The organism is Streptomyces sp. NBC_01077 (assembly GCF_045162855.1).
In the GTDB taxonomy this organism is placed as follows: domain Bacteria; phylum Actinomycetota; class Actinomycetes; order Streptomycetales; family Streptomycetaceae; genus Streptomyces.
In genome coordinates this window covers 3,293,721-3,314,569 of the sequence record NZ_CP108669.1, presented here as the reverse complement: position 1 = coordinate 3,314,569, position 20,849 = coordinate 3,293,721, and the positions used below count along the sequence as shown (strand labels likewise).

Annotated in this window: 20 protein-coding genes; 12 read left to right on the top strand and 8 right to left on the bottom strand. The window is 72.9% G+C overall.

Annotation, left to right across the window (positions count from 1 at the left end; all coding sequences use genetic code 11):
• Positions 1-121 precede the first annotated feature (121 nt).
• The 4 genes from OG462_RS14785 to OG462_RS14770 are packed head-to-tail and all read left to right on the top strand — an operon-like array spanning position 122 to position 6,332.
• Entirely contained in the window at positions 122-2,284 is a 2,163-nt protein-coding gene (locus tag OG462_RS14785; protein ID WP_406057900.1) for an acyl-CoA dehydrogenase, read from the top strand.
• A gap of 13 nt (positions 2,285-2,297) precedes the next feature.
• The gene (locus tag OG462_RS14780) at positions 2,298-3,491 is read left to right on the top strand and encodes a lipid-transfer protein (RefSeq protein ID WP_406057899.1); all 1,194 of its coding nucleotides are present in this window, start codon (positions 2,298-2,300) and stop codon (positions 3,489-3,491) included.
• A gap of 60 nt (positions 3,492-3,551) precedes the next feature.
• On the top strand, positions 3,552-5,015 hold the full coding sequence (locus tag OG462_RS14775; RefSeq protein WP_406057898.1) for an MFS transporter: 1,464 nt from the start codon (positions 3,552-3,554) through the stop codon (positions 5,013-5,015).
• Between the two features lie 30 nt (positions 5,016-5,045).
• Positions 5,046-6,332, top strand: a complete 1,287-nt coding sequence (locus OG462_RS14770) for a phospholipase D-like domain-containing protein (RefSeq protein WP_406057897.1) — start codon at positions 5,046-5,048, stop codon at positions 6,330-6,332.
• A 10-nt stretch (positions 6,333-6,342) separates the two neighbouring features.
• Here the strand turns inward: OG462_RS14770 and OG462_RS14765 are convergent, their stop codons facing one another.
• From OG462_RS14765 to OG462_RS14750, 4 genes are all read right to left on the bottom strand, one after another.
• A complete protein-coding gene (locus OG462_RS14765; protein ID WP_406057896.1) occupies positions 6,343-6,948 on the bottom strand; it encodes a response regulator in 606 nt (201 codons plus the stop codon).
• Entirely contained in the window at positions 6,945-8,132 is a 1,188-nt protein-coding gene (locus OG462_RS14760; RefSeq protein ID WP_406066540.1) for a sensor histidine kinase, read from the bottom strand. Before OG462_RS14760 ends, OG462_RS14765 begins: the two co-directional genes overlap by 4 nt.
• Positions 8,133-8,194: 62 nt before the next feature.
• Positions 8,195-8,917, bottom strand: a complete 723-nt coding sequence (locus OG462_RS14755) for an ABC transporter permease (protein ID WP_406057895.1) — start codon at positions 8,915-8,917, stop codon at positions 8,195-8,197.
• Positions 8,914-9,852 (bottom strand): ATP-binding cassette domain-containing protein, encoded by a 939-nt coding sequence (locus OG462_RS14750; protein WP_406057894.1) that lies wholly within the window; start codon positions 9,850-9,852, stop codon positions 8,914-8,916. The genes OG462_RS14755 and OG462_RS14750 overlap by 4 nt, the downstream gene beginning before the upstream one ends.
• 274 nt (positions 9,853-10,126) lie before the next feature.
• Between OG462_RS14750 and OG462_RS14745 the strand changes: the two genes are divergently transcribed.
• The 3 genes from OG462_RS14745 to OG462_RS14735 are packed head-to-tail and all read left to right on the top strand — an operon-like array spanning position 10,127 to position 13,061.
• The gene (locus tag OG462_RS14745) at positions 10,127-10,981 is read left to right on the top strand and encodes a MaoC/PaaZ C-terminal domain-containing protein (RefSeq protein ID WP_406057893.1); all 855 of its coding nucleotides are present in this window, start codon (positions 10,127-10,129) and stop codon (positions 10,979-10,981) included.
• A gap of 44 nt (positions 10,982-11,025) precedes the next feature.
• Positions 11,026-12,102, top strand: coding sequence for a Zn-dependent alcohol dehydrogenase (locus OG462_RS14740; RefSeq protein WP_406057892.1), 1,077 nt, complete (start codon positions 11,026-11,028; stop codon positions 12,100-12,102).
• Positions 12,103-12,116: 14 nt separating this feature from the next.
• Entirely contained in the window at positions 12,117-13,061 is a 945-nt protein-coding gene (locus tag OG462_RS14735; RefSeq protein ID WP_406057891.1) for a 3-oxoacyl-ACP reductase, read from the top strand.
• A 145-nt stretch (positions 13,062-13,206) separates the two neighbouring features.
• Here the strand turns inward: OG462_RS14735 and OG462_RS14730 are convergent, their stop codons facing one another.
• The gene (locus OG462_RS14730) at positions 13,207-13,335 is read right to left on the bottom strand and encodes a hypothetical protein (RefSeq protein ID WP_406057890.1); all 129 of its coding nucleotides are present in this window, start codon (positions 13,333-13,335) and stop codon (positions 13,207-13,209) included.
• A 48-nt stretch (positions 13,336-13,383) separates the two neighbouring features.
• Positions 13,384-14,577 (bottom strand): hypothetical protein, encoded by a 1,194-nt coding sequence (locus OG462_RS14725; RefSeq protein ID WP_406057889.1) that lies wholly within the window; start codon positions 14,575-14,577, stop codon positions 13,384-13,386.
• Positions 14,578-14,838: 261 nt separating this feature from the next.
• On the opposite strand from OG462_RS14725, the gene OG462_RS14720 reads away from it, so the two are divergent.
• From OG462_RS14720 to OG462_RS14700, 5 genes are all read left to right on the top strand, one after another.
• Complete coding sequence (locus OG462_RS14720; RefSeq protein WP_406057888.1) at positions 14,839-15,876, top strand: ABC transporter substrate-binding protein; 1,038 nt, start codon at positions 14,839-14,841, stop codon at positions 15,874-15,876.
• Between the two features lie 119 nt (positions 15,877-15,995).
• Positions 15,996-16,223 carry a hypothetical protein gene (locus OG462_RS14715; protein WP_406057887.1) on the top strand — a complete coding sequence of 76 codons (228 nt, stop codon included), beginning with the start codon at positions 15,996-15,998 and terminating at the stop codon, positions 16,221-16,223.
• Between the two features lie 9 nt (positions 16,224-16,232).
• A complete protein-coding gene (locus OG462_RS14710; protein ID WP_406057886.1) occupies positions 16,233-17,051 on the top strand; it encodes a Nif3-like dinuclear metal center hexameric protein in 819 nt (272 codons plus the stop codon).
• Positions 17,048-17,791 (top strand): zinc ribbon domain-containing protein, encoded by a 744-nt coding sequence (locus OG462_RS14705; protein ID WP_406066539.1) that lies wholly within the window; start codon positions 17,048-17,050, stop codon positions 17,789-17,791. Before OG462_RS14710 ends, OG462_RS14705 begins: the two co-directional genes overlap by 4 nt.
• Positions 17,791-19,254: a bifunctional RNase H/acid phosphatase gene (locus tag OG462_RS14700; RefSeq protein WP_406057885.1), complete on the top strand. Its 1,464-nt coding sequence runs from the start codon at positions 17,791-17,793 to the stop codon at positions 19,252-19,254. The genes OG462_RS14705 and OG462_RS14700 overlap by 1 nt, the downstream gene beginning before the upstream one ends.
• 77 nt (positions 19,255-19,331) lie before the next feature.
• On the opposite strand, the gene eda is transcribed toward OG462_RS14700, so the two are convergent.
• Entirely contained in the window at positions 19,332-19,979 is a 648-nt protein-coding gene (gene eda / locus OG462_RS14695) for a bifunctional 4-hydroxy-2-oxoglutarate aldolase/2-dehydro-3-deoxy-phosphogluconate aldolase (protein WP_406057884.1), read from the bottom strand.
• A gap of 63 nt (positions 19,980-20,042) precedes the next feature.
• The gene (yaaA, locus tag OG462_RS14690; protein ID WP_406057883.1) at positions 20,043-20,810 is read right to left on the bottom strand and encodes a peroxide stress protein YaaA; all 768 of its coding nucleotides are present in this window, start codon (positions 20,808-20,810) and stop codon (positions 20,043-20,045) included.
• Between the last annotated feature and the right edge of the window lie 39 nt (positions 20,811-20,849).

Here is a 20,849-nt window from a genome sequence, read left to right as displayed (position 1 = left end):
CCCGGACGTGGACCTGTGCCCGGACCCGGACCCAGACCCGGACCCGGACGTGGGACCGGGCCCAGGATCCGATCGACATCTGACCTTCCGTCAGAATGGAACGTGTTCTAGTCTGCCGCGCATGGGCATCGCCATCACGCACGAACAGCGGGAGCTCGCCCGATCCGTCCGGGGCTGGCTCACCCGCGCCGTACCCCCCGAGGAAGTCCGCAAGCACCTCGACGTCCCCGGCACCGCCGTCGGGCGGCCCGCGTACTGGGACGCCGCCGTCGAGCAGGGGCTCCTCGGGCTCCACCTTCCCGAGGAGTACGGGGGAGGGGGCGGCGACCTCGGGGACCTGGTCGTCGTCGTCGAGGAGGCGGCGCGGGCGCTGCTGCCGGGACCGTACCTGCCCTCCGTGCTCGCCGCCGAGGTTCTTCACCGGGCCGGGCAGGGGGAGTTGGCCGCGTCGATCGCGAGCGGAGAGCGGATCGCGGCCGTCGCGCTCGGCGGTACGGGCAGTCTCACCGCCGTTCGTACCGCGAGCGGCCACCTCCTCGACGGTGCCGCGCCCCCCGTCCCCGGCGGCGCCCAGGCCGACCTCGTGCTCCTGTGGGCCGCCACCGCCGACGGCAGCGTCTGGCTCGCCGTCGACACCGACGGCCTCGCCGTCCGCCCCCACGAGAGCGCCGACCCGACCCGGCCCACCGCCGAGATCACCGCCCGGGCCCGTCACGTCCCCGCCGCCCGTGAACTCGCCCTCGACACCGCCCTCGTCCACGACCTCGCCGCCGTCCTCTTCGCCGCCGACGCCTGCGGCACCGCCGCCCGCGCCGTCGAGACCGCCGCCGAACACGCCCGCACCCGCGAACAGTTCGGCCGCCCCATCGGACAGTTCCAGGGCGTCAAACACCTCTGCGCCGACATGCTCGTCCGCCTCGAACAGGCCCGCGCCCTCACCTGGGACGCCGCCAGGGCCGGGGACGACGACGCCCGCTCCCTCACCGCCGCGCTCGCCGCCGCCACCGCCCTCGACACCGCGTTCAGCTGCGCCAAGGACTGCGTCCAGATCCTCGGCGGCACCGGCTTCACCTGGGAGCACGACGCCCACCTGCTGCTCCGCCGCGCCCTCGTCGCCCGCCAGCTCCTCGGCACCGGCGACCGGCACCGGCTCGCCGCCCTCCGGCACGCCTCCGACGGCGTCCGGCGCGGCCTCCGGCTCGACCTGCCGCCCGAGGCCGACCCGTACAGGAGCGCGGCCTGCGAGGCCGTCGCCCCCGCCGTCGGACTCGACCCGGCCGCCGCCCGGCGCGCCCTCGCCCCCACCGGCTACGCGGCCCCGTACCTCCCGGAGCCGTACGGACTCGGTGCCGGGCCCCTCCAGCAGCTCGCCGTCCAGCGCGAACTGGACGAGGCCGGGATCACCGTCGCCGGGCTCGGGATCGGTGCCTGGGTCGTCCCCTCCCTCCTCGCCCACGGCTCGGCCGAGCAGCAGGAGACGCACCTCGGCCCGACCCTGCGCGGCGAACGCCTCTGGTGCCAGCTCTTCTCCGAGCCCGGCGCCGGCTCCGACCTCGCCTCCCTCCGGACCCGCGCCGAGCGCACCGAGGACGGGCGCTGGCGGATCAACGGCCAGAAGGTGTGGACGAGCGCCGCCCAGTGGGCCCACCACGGCATCCTGCTCGCCCGTACGAACCCGGCCGCCCCCAAGCACAAGGGCCTCACCTACTTCCTCGTCGACATGCGGAACACCCCCGGGATCGACGTACGGCCGCTCAAGGAGATCACCGGGGACTCCCTCTTCAACGAGGTCTGGTTCGACGACGCGATCCTCCCGGCCGACGCCGTCGTCGGCGAGGTCGACGACGGCTGGCGGGTCGCCCGCAACACCCTCGGCAACGAACGCGTCCACATGGCCGACCAGGTCGCCTTCGACACCGGCCTCGAAGCGCTCATCGAGCGCGCCGCACAGCAGGACGGTTCCGTACGGGTACGGATCGGGGCCCTCCTCGCCGAGGCGCACGCGCTCGCGTGCATCGGCCTGCGCACCACCCTGCTCCAGGTGTCCGGACTCGAACCCGGCGCGGGCGCCAGCGTCCGCAAGCTCGTCCAGACCCTCCACCAGCAGAGACTCGCCGAACTCACCCTCGAACTCCTCGGCCCCGAAGGCGCCGTGCGCGAGGGCCCCGGCGAACGGGCCGTCCACGGCCTGCTCATGTCCCGCTGCCTCACCATCGCGGGCGGCACCACACAGGTACAGCTCAATGTCGTCGCCGAGCGCCTGCTCGGCCTGCCGCGAGACTGAGGGGGAACCGAAGATGAGCAAGGCGTACGTCGTCGGTGTCGGGATGACCAAGTTCGAGAAGCCCGAGACCCGGGACTGGCAGTACTGGGACATGGTCCGGGAGGCCGGCACGGCGGCCCTCGCCGACGCGGGCGTCCCCTACGCGCGCGTGGAGCAGGTCGCCGTCGGCTACTGCTTCCAGGCTTCCACCGCAGGACAGCGCGCCGTGTACGAGCTCGGGCTCTCCGGCATCCCCGTCTACAACCTCAACAACAACTGCGCCACCGGCTCCACCGCCCTCATGACCGCCCGCCAGTTCGTCGAGGGCGGCATCGCCGACTGTGTCCTCGCCCTCGGCTTCGAGAAGATGAGCCGGGGCGCGCTCGGCGGCGGATCGGGCTCCGGTGACTTCGCGACGTCCCCCGTCGCCCGGCACTACGGGATCATGGCCGCCGGCCACGGCTTCGAAGCGAGCCCGCCCACCGCGCAGATCTTCGGCAACGCGGCCCGCGAGCACATGGAGCGGTACGGGACGACCGAGGTGCAGCTCGCGGCCGTCGGCGCCAAGAACCACCAGCACTCGGTGAACAACCCCAACGCCCAGTTCCAGGACGTCTACACGGTCGACGAGATCCTCGCCGCGAAGACCGTCCACCGGCCGCTCACCAAGCTCCAGTGCTCGCCCACCTCGGACGGCGCGGCGGCGGCCCTCGTCGTCTCCGAGCGCTTCGTCGACGAACACGGGCTGCGGGGACGGGCGGTGGAGATCGCCGCGCAGGCCATGACCACCGACACCGAGGAGTCCTTCGCCTCGGGCTCCTGCATCGACGCGGTCGGTCGCCCGATGTCCCGGGCCGCCGCCCGGCAGGTGTACGAGTGCTCCGGACTCGGCATCGAGGACGTCGACGTGATCGAACTCCACGACTGCTTCTCCATCAACGAACTCCTCACGTACGAGGCGCTCGGCATGTGCGAGGAGGGCGCCTCCGGCAAACTCGTCGAGTCCGGCGCCACGACGTACGGCGGCCGCTGGGTCGTGAACCCCTCCGGCGGCCTCATCTCCAAGGGCCACCCGCTGGGCGCGACGGGCCTGGCGCAGGCCGCGGAACTCGTGTGGCAGCTGCGGGGCGAGGCGGGCGCGCGTCAGGTGACGGGGGCGCGGGTCGGGCTCGCGCACAACATCGGCCTGGGCGGGGCGGCGGTGGTGACACTGCTCCGCAGGGCGTAGGACCAGCGTAGGACCTCATCCCCATGTACGGGGCGGATGCGGTCTGCGACCATCACACTCATGCCGCAGACCGACTCCGCACGGACGACCCCCGCCACCCGTTCCCTACCCACGCCCCGCGCCTGGGCGGTCGTCCTGACCGCCTGCGCGGGCCAGTTCCTCGTCGTCCTCGACGTCTCCGTCGTGAACGTCGCGCTGCCGTCGATGCGGACCGACCTCGGACTCTCGGCACTCGGCCTGCAATGGGTGCTCAACGCGTACGCGATCGCCTTCGCCGGCTTCATGCTGCTCGGCGGACGGGCCTCCGACCTCTACGGGCGGAAGGCGATGTTCCTGCTCGGTCTCGGGCTCTTCACCGCCGCCTCGGTCGCGGGCGGCCTCGCCCAGGAAGGCTGGCAACTCGTCACCGCCCGCGCCGTGCAGGGCCTCGGCGCGGCCGTCCTCTCGCCCGCCACGCTGACCCTGGTCACCGGCGCGGTCCCCGCCGGAGCCGCCCGGACCAGGGCCATCGGCACCTGGACGGCGGTCGGTGCGGCGGGCGGCGCGGCAGGCGGGTTCGTCGGCGGCCTCCTCGTCGACCTGCTGTCCTGGCGCTGGGTCCTGCTCATCAACGTGCCGATCGGCGTCCTCGTCCTCGCGGGCGCGCTGCTCTGGCTCCGCGAGTCCCGCACGGGCGCGGGCCGCCGCCTCGACCTGCCCGGCGCGGTCCTCGTCACCGCGGGTCTCGCCACCCTCGCGTACGGCATCGTCCAGACCGAGGAGGCGGGCTGGACGGCCCCGGAGACCCTCCTCACCCTCCTCGGCGGCCTGGCACTCCTCGCGGTCTTCGTGGCGGTTGAGGCCCGCGCGGCGGAGCCGCTGATGCCGCTGAAGATCTTCCGTACGCGCGCGGTGACGGCGGCCAACGTGGCGATCCTGCTGTGCGGTTCGAGCTCCTTCGGCATGTGGTTCTTCATGACGAACTACGCGCAGAGCGTCCTCGCGTACACCCCGATCCAGGCCGGCCTCGCCCTGGTCCCCAGCTCCCTCAGCGTCATCCTGGGCTCCAAGCTGGCCCCGCACCTGATGCCGACGATCGGCGCCCGCAACCTCGCCGTCCTCGGCGCCCTCATCGGGGCGGCGGGCTTCGCCTGGCAGTCGACGCTCACGGCCGACGGCACCTTCCTCGGGACGATCCTCGGACCCGGCATCCTGATGATGGCCGGGCTCGGCCTGGCCACCACGCCGCTGGCCACCCTCGCCACCTCCAGCGCCTCCCCGTCCGACGCGGGTCTCGTCTCGGGGCTGGTCAACACCTCGCGCACGATGGGCGGTGCCCTGGGCCTGGCGATCCTCTCCACGGTCGCCGCGGCGGCCACCCCCGCGGTCGTCACCTCCGGCGCGGCCGACCCGTCGTCGCTGGTCCCGGGCTATGCGATGGCCTTCCGCGCGTCGACGGGGGTCCTGATCGGGGCGGCGCTGCTGATGTTCCTCTGGCTGCCGAAGCAGGCCAAGCACGCACAGCCCGCACAGCCCTCGAAGTGAGCGGTCCGCGCCGCGGGTGACAATGCCCGCGTGATATCGATCAAGAGCAAGTTCAGAACTGCCGCGACCGCGCTGGCCGTCGGCGCCTCCCTGCTGGTCGCGCCCTCGGCCTCGGCGGTACCGGTCCTGGCCGTCACGACCGGCGCTCTCTTCAACGAGCCGAACAGCACCGACGCCGCCGCCAGGGGGCGGATCCTCTACCACCTGGGGGACCTCGTCGACGGCGCGGAGGCGGGGTCGTCCATCCGGATCTCCTTGTACCTGTTCCAGTCGGTGTACTTGGCCAACAAGCTGGGCGACGCCCACAAGAGGGGCGTCGCCGTCCAGGTCGTCGTCGACAACGACAGCAAGTCCACGGGGCTCGACACCCTGAAGAGCCGGCTGGCGGACCCGGCGGGCAGCCCCGACTCCTGGGTCCGCGGCTGCAAGGAGGGGGAAGCCTGCCTGGCCCTGGACCCGGGCACCACGGAGGCGGACCCGAACGGCACGTACGACAACGTCAACCACAACAAGTTCTTCCTGTTCTCCCGTACCAAGGGCAAGGGCGACACCTTCGTCGACGACGTGGTGGTGCAGTCCTCCGGGAACCTCACCGGCAACGACCTCGACGACTGGTGGAACGACGCGCTGACGATCGCCGGCAACACGGAACTGTTCGACGCGTACACGCGGTACTTCGACGACCAGGCGGCAGCCGCCATCGGGCAGACGCCGCAGGTCGCGGACTACGCGCACGACACCCAGGCGGGCAAGGCGAAGGTCTACTTCTTCCCGCGCTCCAGCACCGACACGGTCGTCAACATCCTCGCGACGGTGGCGCCGGTCGGCACCGCGGACTCCTGCGGGGGCAACTCCCCGGGCGTCGGCACGACGGACGGCCGTACGAAGATCCGCATCGCCCAGGGCCACACCACCCGCACCGAGGTGGCCAGGAAGCTGTGGGAACTCGCCAACGCCGGGTGCGACATCGAGATCGTCTACCGGTCGCTCGACAACTGGACGGCCGACGACAAGCCCATGGGGCAGGTGGCCAACTGGCTGACCAGGCCGGTGACGGGGAAGGGCTGCATCACCCTGCACCAGCTCGACAACGACAAGCGCGGCGGCTCCGACTCCCACACCAAGTACCTGCTGGTCGAGGGCACGTACTACGGCGGCGTGAACAAGAAGATCGTCTTCACCGGCAGCCACACCTACACGACGACGGCGCTCAGGTACAACGACGAGACGCTGCTCAAGTACGAGGACGCGACGGTCTTCGACGCGTACGTGAAGAACTTCGAGGCCCAGCGGGCGGCGGCGATCGAGGGCCTGTAGACGCCCCGGCCTACAGCCACCCCTGCTGACGGGCCGCCCTGACCGCTTCCATGCGGTTGCGCGTGCCCGTCTTGCCGATCGCCGACGACAGGTAGTTGCGGACCGTCGACTCCGAGAGGTGGAGGGTCGTCGCGATGTCCGCGATCGTCGCGCCGTCCACCGCGGCCGCCAGGGCGTCCCGTTCGCGGGCCGTCAGGGGGTTCGGCCCCGCGCCGAGCGCGGCGGCCGCGAGGGCGGGGTCGATGACCGTCTCACCGCGGAGGACCTGGCGGATCGACTCGGCGAGTTCCTCCACGGGGCCGTCCTTCACCAGGAAGCCGGCCGCGCCCGCCTCCATCGCGCGGCGGAGGTAGCCCGGGCGGCCGAAGGTCGTGAGGATCAGGACCCGGCAGTCCGGGGCCTCCGTGCGCAGGTCCGCCGCCGCGTCGAGTCCCGACCGGCCCGGCAGCTCGATGTCGAGCAGGGCCACGTCGGGCCGGGCGAGCAGCGCCGCGTCCACGATCTCGTCGCCCCGGCCCACCTGCGCGACGACCTCCATGTCGTGTTCCATCCCGAGCAGCAGGGCCAGCGCCCCGCGCATCATGCCCTGGTCCTCCGCCAGCAGCAGTCGGATCATGTCGTCGGCTCCCCCTCGTGCGGGCCGGGGGTCTCCACGGGGAGCTCCGCGGTGACCCGGAACCCGCCCTGTGGAGCCGGTCCCGACTCAAGAGTGCCGCCTGCCGCCGCGACCCGCTCGCGCAGCCCCTGCAAGCCGCTTCCCGGGGATACCCCACCGACGACGGCAGGGCCCCGCCCGTCGTCGGTGAAGGCGCCCCGCCCGTCGTCGGTGACCGTGAGGCGGACCCGGTCGGCGGTGCCGTCGAGGGCGATCACACAGTGGGACGCGCCGCTGTGGCGTACCGCGTTCGTCGCGGACTCCCGCACCACCCAGCTGAGGAGGGCCTCCGTCTGCGGTTCGAGGAGCGGGCCCGAGCGGCGTACGACCGGTTCGATGCCGGCCGAGGAGAGGGCGTCGCGCGCCCGGTCCAGCTCCGTGGCGAGGCTGCCCTCGCGGTAGCCGGTGACGGCCTCCCTGATCTCGGTGAGCGCCTGCCGGCCCACCGACTCGATGTCCGCCACCTGGGCGAGGGCCGCGTCGAGGTCGTGCGGTGCCAGGCGGCGTACGACCTCCGACTTCACCACGATCACCGAGAGCGTGTGACCGAGCAGGTCGTGCAGGTCGCGGGAGAACCGCAGCCGTTCCTTCTCGACGGCCGCCCTGGCCAGTTCCTCCCGGGTCGCCTGCAGCTGCCGGACCGTTTCGTCCAGGGCGAGGATCGCCGCCGTCACCATCACGGAGATGAACGTGCCGTACACGACGCCGATCGAGTCCCAGTCGTCCTTCCAGAAGGTCACCACTCCGACCGCCAGGACCAGCGGGAAGGTGATCCGGGTGAGGAGCTTCCCGCGTCGCACCACCGCCCCGACCGCGAGGCCCAGGAGCGGGAAGAGCAACAGCCACTCCCTCCCGTAGCCGATGGCGAGCGCGAAGGTCAGCGCGCCGAGGGAGCCGAGGAGTCCCCAGGTCAGGGGCGTCTCCCGGCTGCCCGGGTGGAAGGAGCGGAAGACGATGGCGATGTAGAGCGTGTTGAAGGTGAAGAGGCCGAGACCGCCGATCCAGGGGTTCGCGGCCTCGCCGCCGAGGAGGTGGGAGAACGCGCCCACGCCCATGAGCAGCCACGGGAGGAGGCTGAGCCCGCTCGGGCCCTGATCCGACCGCTCCCGGGCCCGTGTCGCCGCGAGCCGCCGCCAGCTGCCCATCACGTTCGTCTCCTCACGTACACGTCCGCCCCCGTCATGTCCCTCATGCCCGTCACGCCCCCTCATACCGTCCTCGCCGAACGACGGTACGAGACCGCCGCGTACGTGCCGAACAGCGCCGCCCACACGAGCAGTACGGCCAGGGTCGCCGCCCCCGGCGCCGTCCCCTCCGTCACCGCCACGCCGAGCTCCGCGAGACGGTTCGTCGGCGTGAACTCCGAGATCGTGCGCAGCCAGTCGGGGAAGAGGACGACGGGGAACCACAGACCGCCGACGACCGCCAGCCCCAGATTGCAGGCGACGTTCACGACTCCGGTCGTCTGGGCCGTGAGCCGGTAGCCGTTGCCGAGGCCGAGCAGCGTGAACGGCAGCGAGCCCAGCCAGAGCGTGACGGCGACGGCGATCCACTGCCAGGCCGCCATCCGCACCCCGTTGGCCAGCCCGCCCGCGACGAGCACACCCGCGATGGCCGGCAGGACCACCACCGATCCGGTCAGGGCGCGGCCCGCCACCACCTGCCGGGGTGTCATGGGGGTGATCCTCAACTGCCGCAGCCAGCCCGTGGACTTGTCCTCGGCGACGCCCGTACCGAGGGAGAGCGCGGCGCCGAGTGCTCCGTACGCCGCCATCCCGACCATCGCGGCCTTCTTGTACCCGCCGTCGTCCCCGCCGCCGAGGTTGGTGAAGAGGAGGTACATCATCACCGGCACACCGATCGTCGAGATCACGAAACCGGCGTCGCGCAGGGTCCGGCGCACTTCGAGCCGTACGTACGAGGCGATCATCGGGCCACCTCCAGGGTTCCGAGGGTCGTGGGGGACGTCAGGGTGAGGAAGGCGTCGTTCAGGGAGACCGGGGCGACCTCCAGGCCCCGGATCGCGTCCCGCTCCGCCAGCGCCCGTACGGTGCCGTCGGAATCCCCGGTGCGCAGCCGGGCGCGGTCGCCCCTCACCTCGTACGAGGTGACCCCGGGCAGCAGGCCGAGCCACTCCGTCGGGCTGCCCGCCAGGTCGAAGGAGACCAGGCTTCCGCCGGCGGCCCGCTTGAGCTCCTCGCTGGTACCCGCGGCGAGGATCCGGCCGGAGTCGAGGACGACGATCCGGTCCGCGTGCGCGTCGGCCTCCTCCAGGTAGTGGGTGGAGAAGAGCACGGTGTTGCCCCGGCGCGCGTAGCCCCGCATCGAGTCCCAGAACTCCTGGCGCGCCTCGACGTCGAGCGCGGCCGTCGGCTCGTCGAGGACGATCAGGTCCGGGTTCCCGACGAGCGCGACGGCGAACCGGACCCGCTGCGTCTGACCGCCCGAGAGCCGGTCGACCCGGCGGCCGGCGAGCTCGGTGAGACCGGCGAGCGCCAGGGCCTCCGCGACCGGCATCGGTGCCGGGTAGGTCCGGGCCACGAAGGTGATCAGCTCGTGGACGGTGACCCGGGGGACCGGGCGGCCCTCCTGGAGCATCGCGCCGACCCGGCCGGCGGCGACGGCGCGGTCCGGGGTGTCGCCGAAGAGCTCGACCCGGCCGCTGTCGGGCTCGTCGAGGCCGAGGAGCAGGGCGATCGTGGTGGACTTGCCGGCGCCGTTGCGGCCGAGCAGGGCCACGGTCTCGCCGCGCGGGACGGTGAGGTCGATCCCGTCGACGGCGCGGACGGCGCGGCCGGCGGTGCCGAATGTCTTGGTCGCGGCCCGGAAGGCGACCGCGGGTTCGTTCGTGAGGTCCTTCGTCATGGGTACGACGCTACGAAGCGGGAGCCTCGCCGGGCAGGCGTACATGTACGGACCTGGCCGTGACAAATGTACCGGGAGGCATTCCTGACGTACCGTCAGGTGGCGGCTGCCGGGAGGGTTCCCAAGTCTCCCCGCCTCGGCTATACATGGGGATCACCGACCTAGAACGCGTTCTAGAACGGCGCGTACGGGACGGTCCCCGCACGGCCTCGGTGCGGCCGACGGTGCGGACGGCCGCGCCGAGGTCTTCACCGCCACGAGGAGCAGCAGCCCGATGCCCATCGACCCCGCCAAGGCCGTCGCCGCCGAACCCCGCAGCGCCGAGATCTCCTGGGACCACAAGGACGTCCAGCTCTACCACCTGGGACTGGGCGCCGGCACCCCGGCGACCGACCCCGACGAGCTCCGCTACACCCTCGAATCCCGGCTTCACGTCCTGCCCAGCTTCGCGACCGTCGCGGGCGCCGGCATGGGCGTCGTCGGCGGGCTCTCCGCCCCCGGCATCGACATCGACCTCACCGCCGTCCTGCACGGCGGCCAGTCGATCACCCTCCACCGCCCCGTCCCCGTCGCCGGCCGGGCCGTCACCACCTCCCGCGTCGCCGCCGTCCACGACAAGGGCAAGGCGGCGGTCCTCGTGCTGCGCTCCGAGGTCGCCGACGACGACGGCCCGCTGTGGACCAGCGACGCGCAGATCTTCGTCCGGGGAGAGGGCGGCTGGGGCGGCGACCGCGGACCCTCCGAACGCCTCGAACTCCCCGACCGCGAGCCCGACAAGGCCGTCGAGCGACCCGTACGCGAGGACCAGGCGCTCCTCTACCGGCTCTCCGGCGACTGGAACCCGCTCCACGCCGACCCCGAGTTCGCCGAGCTCGCCGGCTTCGACCGGCCCATCCTGCACGGACTCTGCACGTACGGCATGACCCTCAAGGCGGTGGTGGACACCATGCTCGGCGGAGACGTCGCCCGCGTCCGCTCGTACCGCACCCGATTCGCCGGGATCGTCTTCCCCGGCGAGACCCTGCGCATCCGGATGTGGGCCGACGAGGGCCGCGTCCAGGTGACCGTGACGGCAGTGGAGCGCGACGACGCACCCGTCCTCGCCGAAACCCTCGTCGAACACTCGTAGATCCAGCCCGGCACTCGTAGACCCATACCGGAGGGAGCCGCACCATGCGCGCAGCCGTACTGCACGAGATCGGCCAGGACAAGCTCGAAGTCGTCGACGACGTCGAGGCGGTGGGCTTTGGGCCCGGCAAGGTGAAGATCCGGGTCCGGGCCACCGGTCTCTGCCACTCCGACGTCTCCGCGATGAGCGGCGTCCTCCCGCAGCCCGCCCCCTTCATCCCCGGCCACGAGGGCGCGGGCGAGATCCTCGACGTCGGCGACGGCGTCACCGGACTCGACCAGGGCCAGCGGGTACTGCTCTGCTGGCTGCCCGCCTGCGGCAGCTGTCCCGCCTGCAAGCGCGGCCAGACCCAGCTCTGCCTCGCCGGGTTCATGAACGCCGGCACGCCCAACTTCAAGCGCCCCGGCGGCGACGTCTTCGGCTTCGCCGGCACCGGCACCTTCACCGAGGAGGTCGTCGTCGACGCCGGCTGCGCCGTCCCGATCCCCGACGACGTGCCCTTCGACATCGCCGCCCTCATCGGCTGCGGAGTCACCACCGGCCTCGGTGCGGCCATCAACACCGCCAAGGTGGAGGCCGGTTCGTCGGTCGTCGTCATCGGCTGCGGAGGCGTCGGCATCTCCGCGATCCAGGGCGCCAAGCTCCAGGGCGCCGCCCAGATCATCGCCGTCGACCCCGTCGAGTCGCGTCGCGAGGCCGCGCTGCGCTTCGGCGCCACCGAGGCGGTCGCCCCGGACGCGCTCGCCGACGCCAAGCAGCGGATCACCGGCGGCGAGGGCTTCGACTACGTCTTCGAGGTCGTCGGCAGGTCCGCCACCGCCCGTACCGCGTACGAGAACACCCGGCGCGGCGGCACCCTCTGCGTCGTCGGCGCCGGCGCCCTCGACGACTACCTCCAGCTCAGCATGTTCGAGCTGTTCTTCGACGAGAAGCGGATCCTGCCCTCCATGTACGGCGGCGGGGACGTGCTCCGCTCGTACGAGCGGGCCATCGCGCTCTGGCGGGCCGGCCGCATCGACCTGGAGTCGCTCATCACCCACCGGGTGCCGCTCGCGGGCATCAACGAGGCCCTGGAGCAGATGCGGACCGGTGCCGCGCTCCGTACCTGCATCGAGATCTGAGAGGACCGCGACAGATGTCACTCCCTCTTGAGGGACTGAGTGCGATCGTCACCGGCGCGGGCCGGGGACTCGGTCGCGCCGAAGCCCTGGAACTGGCCCGGCTCGGCGCCGCCGTCGTCGTCAACGACTACGGGCAGCCGGGCCGCGACGGCTCGGGGGCGGCCTCCGCCGCGCCCGCCGAGGAGGTCGCGACGGAGATCCGCGCGGCGGGCGGCCGGGCGGTCGCGCACCTCGGCGACGTCTCCGACTTCGAGGCCGCGCGGGCCCTGATCGACCTGGCCGTGGCCGAGTTCGGCAAGCTGGACGTCCTGGTCAACAACGCGGGCATCCTGCGCGACCGGATGGTCTTCTCGATGAGCGAGGACGAGTGGGACTCGGTGATCCGGGTCCACCTCAAGGGCCACTTCAACACCACCCACTTCGCGGCGGTGCACTGGCGTGGACGGGCCAAGGCGGGGGAGTCCGGCGTGTACGGCCGGATCGTCAACACCTCCTCCGAGGCCTTCCTCGCCGGTTCGGCCGGTCAGCCCAACTACGCGGCGGCCAAGGGCGGAATCGTCGGCCTGACGACCTCGTCGGCCCTCGCGCTCGCCCGGTACGGGGTCACGGCCAACGCCATCTGCCCCCGGGCCAGGACGCGTATGACCGAGGACGTCTTCGCGGGCTTCGCCGAGCCGACGGCCGAGGGCGACCTCGACCCGCTGTCCCCGGAGCACGTGGCGCCGCTCGTCGGCTACCTCGCCTCCCCGGCGGCGGCCGGGGTCAACGGCCAACTGCTCGTCGTCCACGGCGGGATGGTCGCGGTCGTGGACCGGCCCAAGGTCGCGGCGAAGTTCGACACGGCCAAGGAGGCGTTCACGTACGAGGAGCTGGACGGCCTGCTGACCCCGCACTACGCGTCCCGCCCGGCTGGCGAGACCTTCGCGGCGTCGGAGGTCCTCGGCCTGAAGAAGGGCTGAGGCCGGGGCCGCACCGGGCCTCGGCGGGTTTCCACCGGCCGGGGTGCGGCCCGGCCGGAGGGATGGTGGGGAAGACGAAGGGCCCCGGGGTGACCCGGGGCCCTTCGCCCAACCTGGTACTGCTTCGTGCTACTTCCTGCCGCTTCTACTGCGCGACGGGCTCGCGGCGGTGGCGGCCGTGCGGGGAGGACGCGGAGTCCTCCGTCGGCGCGGCCTCACCGCGGTGCTTGCCGGAGCCGTTCGGCTCCTGCCCGTCATTGCTGTTCTCCGACATGGTCGAACTCACCCCGTTGACATCGGTCCTGCTGTGCAGCCCGAGATTCTAGCCAGCGGGTTTCCCGTCCGTGAGAGGCGCCTGCTGCAACGGCACAGGACGGCACACCCGGGGCTCCTCGACGACCGACTCGGCCGCCACCGCGACCGCCGCCCCGACCGCCGTCGCCACCGGCTCCGACCCCGGTCCGGGCTCCGGCGGAGCCTCCACGTCCGCGAGCCCGCACGGCGCCCCGGCCGTCGCGTACGGCAGCCGGAGTACGCCCCCGGCCGTCCACAGGCCCGCCCCGGCCAGCCACCCCACGGGTGCGGCCAGTTGGCCCATCCGACGGGCCATCGGCTGCCAGGTGCCCACCCAGCTGCCGCCCGCCGCGTCGATCCGCAGTGCCACCGCGCACGTCTCGGGCATCAGGACCTGCCCCGGCTGGACGGCGAACGGCGTCACCGCCGCGTCGTCGAGCCGCAGGCACTCCGGGAACCGCACCGGCAGCAGACTCCCGAGCACGCCCCAGCCGAGCCGGTCGTGCCCCGGTGACGGCGCGTCGGAGCGGATCAGCAGCAGCCCGCTGTCCGGGTCCGCGAGGAGCAGCCGGTCGTTGCTGTCCTCGGTGATCTGCAGCAGCGGCGTCACCTCCCCGCCCCGCTCCAGGTCGACGGCGACCGCCTTCACCGGCCCGTCGTCGAGACGCCGGTCGAGCGCGAGCATCCGGCCCGTACGGTCGAGCCACACCCCGCCCGTGCAGCGGCCCTTGACCTCCGCCACCTGCTCGGGACCGAAGGCCCCGCCCGCGACCAGCCACAGGGTGGTCGTGTCGGGGCCGACGCACATCGCGTACGCGCAGATGCCGTCCGGCGACGGCGGCAGCAGCACCAGGTGCTCGGAGCCCGGGGCCTCCACGGCACCGAGCCGGAGCTCCCCGGTGGCCGGGCCCGTGGGGTAGAGCAGCGAGAACGTGTTCCGCCGCCCGTCCACGCGGCGGGCGACCAGGACCCGGCCGTCGGCGAGGGGCAGCAGCTGGGTGCCGGGCTCCTCCGGCTGGTCGAGGGGGAGCGGGACGGCGTACGGCTCCGGGCCGTCGAGCGTCCACCTCTCCACGTACAGGGCGTCCCCGTCGCCCGCGAGCCTGGCCGCGTACGCGCCGTTCGCCGTGATCGTGAAACCCGTCGGCCAGGCGCCGCGCCCGGGGCGCTCCCCGTCGCGGTCGTCGTCCTCGGCCGTGGTCTCGATGGCACACGCTGTCATCGACTCGTCACCTCCGGCCACGAAGCTAGTTTTCGCACTTCCAGCCGAACAACACGAGCAGGGTCACTTCACACATAAGGGTGGCTCTGCGGCGATTCGGCTGAGGGGTGAGGGGCGGGTGTGCTGGAGTTTCCGGTGGTGAGTAAGGTAAGGCGAACCTAAATGGAGCCTGTGGCTCCGGTCGGAGACCCCCCGACCGGAATCCCCTGCTCCGGCCGGTCGCGCCCCGATCCCCGCCAGGACCCGTACAGGAGCCTTCTCATGTCCTTCCGCCGCCGCGGCACCGCCGCCGTCGTCGCCCTCGCCGCCGCGCTCTCGCTCGCGGCCTGCGGAGGAGGCGACGGAGGATCCGACGCCTCCAAGAAGGAGGACACGACCAAGAAGAAGGACGTCGCCACCGGCGGCAAGGACTTCGGCGACGCTGCCGCGAAGACCGCGGCCATGGGCACGGACGCCAAGGCCGGCCAGTTCCCGCGCACTCTGACGCACGCCCTCGGCACGACCGAGCTCAAGGCCGCCCCGAAGCGGGTCGTCGTCCTCGACGTCGGCGAGTTCGACAACGTCGTCTCCCTCGGCATCCAGCCCGTCGGCTACGCCCCCTCCGAGGGCGACGACGGCATCCCGGCCTACCTCAAGAAGGACGCCGGCACCCCGAAGTCCGTCGGTACGATCAACAACCTCAACCTGGAGGCCATCGCCAACCTCCAGCCCGACCTGATCCTCGGCAGCCAGCTGCGCGCCGCGGACAAGTACGACGAGCTGTCGAAGATCGCGCCGACCGTGTTCTCCATCCGCCCGGGCTTCACCTGGAAGGAGAACTACCTCCTCAACGCCGCCGCGCTCGACAAGACCGCCGAGGCGAAGGAGAAGCTCGCCGCGTACGAGACCAAGGCGAAGCAGCTCGGCACGGACATCGGAGCCGACAAGCCGACCATCTCGATGGTCCGCTACCTCCCCGGCAAGATCCGCCTCTACGCGAAGGCGTCCTTCATCGGCACCATCCTCGAGGACACCGGCCTGCCGCGGCCCAAGAACCAGCAGATCAACGAGCTCGCGGCCGAGATCAGCCCCGAGAAGATCGACGAGGCCGACGCCGACTGGATCTTCACCGGCGTGTACGGCGAGGCCAAGGCCACCAAGAGGGACACCGCCCAGGCCAACCCGCTCTGGAAGAACCTCAAGGCCGTCAAGGCCGGCCAGGCCAAGGACGTCCCGGACGAGACCTGGTACCTCGGCCTCGGCGTGACGGCGGCGAACATGGTCCTCGACGACCTGCACGGCTACCTCGTCAAGAAGTAACAAGAAGCAACCGGTGGAGGAGCGGCCCCTGGCGCCGAGCGGCGACGCCGGGGGTGGCTCGCCGAGACCAGCCGGGGCCGCTGGCCGTGATCCCCTCGACCGGCGGGGGGTCGCTGGCCGTGACCACCGCGACCGGCCGGGGGTCGCTGGCCGTGATCCCCTCGACCGGCGGGGGATCGCTGGCCGTGACCACCGCGACCGGCGGGGGGTCGCTGGCCGTGACCACCGCGACCGGCCCGGGGCCACTCGCCGTGACCACCGCGACCCCCTCGTCGAGCAACCCCGACGGGCACCCCGCCACCTCCGCGAAAGCGGCGCCGGTACAGGCGCACAGGGCAGCCAGGTAGCCTTTCCTCGTGCCCCGCCTGTCTGAAGTCATCGCCGCGCTCGACGCCCTCTGGCCACCAGAGCGGGCCGAGTCGTGGGACGCCGTCGGCACCGTCTGCGGTGACCCCGACGCCGAGGTCACCCGTGTGCTCTTCGCCGTCGACCCCGTCCAGGAGATCGCCGACGAGGCGATCGCCCTCGGCGCCGACCTGATCGTCACCCACCACCCGCTCTATCTGCGCGGGACGACGACCGTCGCGGCCGGCCACTTCAAGGGCCGCGTCGTGCACAGCCTCATCAAGCACGACATCGCCCTCCACGTCGCGCACACCAACGCCGACACCGCCGACCCCGGCGTCTCCGACGCCCTCGCCGGCGCGCTCGACCTCCGGGTCACCGGCCCCCTCGTGCCCGAGAACAACCTCGGCCGGATCTGCGAGCTCGACCACCCCGAGACCCTCGCCGAGTTCGCCGCCCGCGCGGCGAAGCGGCTGCCCGCCACCGCGCAGGGCATCCGAGTGGCGGGCGACCCCGGCATGACCGTGCGCCGCGTCGCCGTCAGCGGCGGCTCCGGCGACAGCCTCTTCGACGCCGTACGGGCCGCCGGCGTGGACGCCTTCCTCACCGCCGACCTGCGCCACCACCCCGTCTCCGAGGCGACGCAGCAGTCACCTCTGGGCCTGGTCGACGCCGCCCACTGGGCCACCGAATGGCCCTGGTGCGAGCAGGCCGCCGCCCAGCTCGACGAGATTTCCGACCGCCACGGCTGGGACCTCCGCGTCCACGTCTCGAAGACGGTCACCGACCCCTGGTCCTCCCACCACACCTCCCCTGGAGCCCCCAACTGAACGCCGCGCCCGCCGACCAGATCCGCCTCCTCGACGTCCAGGCCCTCGACGTCCGCCTCCAGCAGCTCGCGCACAAGCGCCGGTCGCTGCCCGAGCACGCCGAGATCGAGTCGCTGACCAAGGACCTCACCCAGCTGCGTGACCTGCTCGTCGCCGCGCAGACCGAGGAGAGCGACTGCGGCCGCGAGCAGACCAAGGCCGAGCAGGACGTCGACCAGGTCCGCCAGCGGGCCACGCGCGACCAGCAGCGCCTCGACTCGGGCGCCGTGTCCTCCCCGAAGGACCTGGAGAACCTCCAGCGCGAGCTCGTCTCGCTCGCCAAGCGCCAGGGCGACCTGGAGGAGATCGTCCTCGAGGTCATGGAGCGCCGCGAGTCCGTGCAGGAGCGCCTCGCCGAGCTGACCGAGCGGGTCTCCGCCGTCCAGGCCAAGACGGACGACGCGACCGCCCGCCGCGACGCCGCCGAGGGCGAGTTCGACGCCGAGGAGGCGTCCGTGGAGAAGGAGCGCGAGCTCGTCGCGGGCACCGTCCCGGCGGACCTCCTGAAGCTGTACGAGAAGCTGCGCGTGCAGCAGGGCGGCGTCGGCGCGGCCCGGCTGTACCAGCGCAAGTGCGAGGGCTGCCACATCGAGCTCAACATCACCGAGGTGAACGAGGTCCGTGCCGCCGCCAAGGACGAGGTCCTGCGCTGCGAGAACTGCCACCGGATCCTCGTCCGCACGTCGGAGTCCGGCCTGTAATGCCGTCGCCGTCTTCGCGTGAGGTGATCGTCGAGGCCGACGGGGGTTCCCGGGGCAACCCGGGGCCCGCCGGGTACGGGGCGGTCGTCCTGGACCCCGTGACGGGCGAGACGCTCGCGGAGGCGGCCGAGTACATCGGCGTGGCGACGAACAACGTCGCCGAGTACAAGGGCCTGGTGGCGGGCCTGAAGGCGGCGCGGGCGCTGTTCCCCGACGCCACCGTCCACGTCCGGATGGACTCCAAGCTGGTCGTCGAGCAGATGTCCGGCCGCTGGAAGATCAAGCACCCGGACATGAAGCCGCTGGCGGCCGAGGCGGGCCGGGTCTTCCCGGCGGCCCAGGTGCGCTACGAGTGGATCCCGCGCGAGCGCAACAAGCACGCGGACCGGCTCGCGAACGAGGCGATGGACGCGGGCAAGCGGGGCCGCCAGTGGGAGCCGTCCGACTCGACGGCCGGTCTGGACGCCGCGGCCGCCCGCAACGCCGCGGCCCTGCCCCCGTCGGGCCCTCCGGGCGACGCGACGGCGGGCGCGGCCCGCGCGAGGGCGGCGCTCGCGCCGCGGCCGACGGCAACCTCCGGAACGGCGACAGCCACCGGACCCGGCACCGCCGAAGGCCGTACGGGCACGGGAGCCTGGCCGAGCACGGCTTCGGACGCGTCGGACTCCGCCGAGGGGACCGACGAAGGGACGGACGACGGCCTGTTCGCCGCCGAAGAGGCCCTCGGGACCTCGGCCTCGGGAGACTTCGAGGCGGAGGCGGCCGCCGCCACCACGGCTCCCGCCACCACGGCCGCCCCTGCCGCCCCCGGTCAAGGCTGGTCCGGGGGGCCCGACATGAGCGCGCCCGCCACCTTCGTACTCCTGCGGCACGGCGAGACCGCGCTCACGCCCGAGAAGCGGTTCTCCGGGAGCGGGGGGACCGATCCCGAGCTTTCGGCGGCCGGGCTCCGGCAGGCCGAGGCCGTCGCGGAGGCGCTGGCCGCGCGCGGCACTGTCCAGGAGATCGTCAGCTCGCCGCTCACCCGCTGCCGCCAGACCGCCGCCGCCGTCGCCGCCCGCCTCGGGCTCGACGTCCGCATCGAGCAAGGGCTGCGCGAGACCGACTTCGGTGCCTGGGAGGGGATGACGTTCGGCGAGGTGCGGGAGCGTCACCCCGAGGACCTCGACGCCTGGCTCGCCTCACCGAAGGCCGCGCCCACCGGCGGAGGTGAGAGCTTCGCGACCGTCGCCCGGCGCGTCGCCGCGACCCGGGACCGGCTGACCGCCGCCTACGCGGGCCGGACCGTTCTCCTCGTCACCCACGTCACGCCGATCAAGACCCTGGTCCGGCTCGCGCTCGGCGCCCCGCCGGAGTCGCTGTTCCGGATGGAGCTGTCGGCCGCGTCGATCTCGGCGGTCGCCTACTACGCCGACGGCAACGCGTCCGTACGGCTCCTGAACGACACCTCCCACCTGCGGTAGCCCGGGCCAGGCAGGGCCGCGGCGGGGGCAGGGCACGGAGCGGCAAGAGGCGGCGCGAGGGGCCGCACCAGGCGGTCCTACCCGCCGACGGGCCCCCGCAGCGCCGCCGCCTCCCGCGCCAGCGTCTCCACCCGCGCCCAGTCGCGGGCCGCGACGGCGTCGGACGGCAGCATCCACGTACCGCCGACGCAGCCGACGTTCGGCAGGGCGAGGTAGCCGGGGGCGGAGGCGAGGGAGACGCCGCCGGTCGGGCAGAAGCGGGCCTGGGGGAGGGGTCCCGCGAGGGACTTCAGGTACGGGATCCCGCCGGCCGCCTCGGCCGGGAAGAACTTCATCTCCTCCACGCCCTGTTCGAGCAGCGCCACGACCTCCGAGGTCGTCGACACTCCCGGCAGGAACGGCACCCCCGACTCCCGCATCGCGCCGAGCAGCCGCTCGGTCCAGCCGGGGCTGACGAGGAACCGCGCCCCGGCGCCGACCGCGTCCGCGACCCCCGCCGCCGAGACGACCGTCCCCGCGCCGACGACCGCGTCCGGCACCTCGGCCGCGATCGCGCGAACGGCGTCGAGCGCGGCCGGGGTGCGCAGGGTGACCTCGACGAGCGGAAGCCCGCCGGCCACCAGGGCCCGGGCCAGGGGCACGGCGTCGGCGGCGTCGTCGATCACGACCACCGGGACGACAGGGACGGGAGAGGCTCCCGGGGCAAGGTCGAACACGCTCGTCATGGGCGTCATCCTGCCCACGACGAGCGTCAGTCGCAACGAGCGTTGCGGAGGGCGCAACGACCTCTAGTGGATCTCGTCCACCAGGACGTCGAGCGCCCCCGGCTTCCCGCTCTCCTCCACCACGTACCGCAGGTCCCGCAGCGCCACCGTCAGCTCCTCCGGCGAACGCGGCGCCGCACCCGCCTCAAGGAGGCTCCGGACGATCCGGCCCTTCGTCGCCTTGTTGAAGTGGCTGACCACCTTCCGGGTCGGCGCGTGCAGCACCCGCACCGTCGCCGTCCGCGCCGCCACCTCGCCCTTCGGCTTCCACGCGGACGCGTACGCCGACGAGCGCAGATCCAGGACGAGCCCGTCCCCGGCCGCCTCGGGAAGCACGGAGGCCATCGCGTCCCGCCAGTGCCCGCCGAGCGCGCCGAGCCCCGGCAGCTTGACCCCCATCGAGCAGCGGTACGACGGGATCCGGTCGGTCACCCGCACCGCGCCCCACAGCCCCGAGAAGACCAGCAGGGACCGCCCCGCCCGCCGCTTGGCCGCCGCGTCCAGGGTCGCCAGACCCAGCGCGTCGTACAGCACGCCCGTGTAGATCTCCCCGGCCGGCCGCGCGCCCGCCGTCCGAAGGTCCACGTTCTTCGCGATCTCGCCGCGCAGGCCCTCGCTCAGGCCCAGCACCTCGCGCGCCTTCTCCTCGTCGGCCGCGCACAGCTCGACCAGCTCGTCCAGGACCGCCGCCCGCGCCTCCGCGAGCCCCGGCAGGGACAGCGACTCCGGCTTGAGCGGCGCCCCGCGCCCCGAGGAGGCCTTGCCCTCGGAGGGCGGCAACAGCACGAGCACGGTGGTTCTCCTTCGTCCGTACGGGGATGGGGGTGCGGC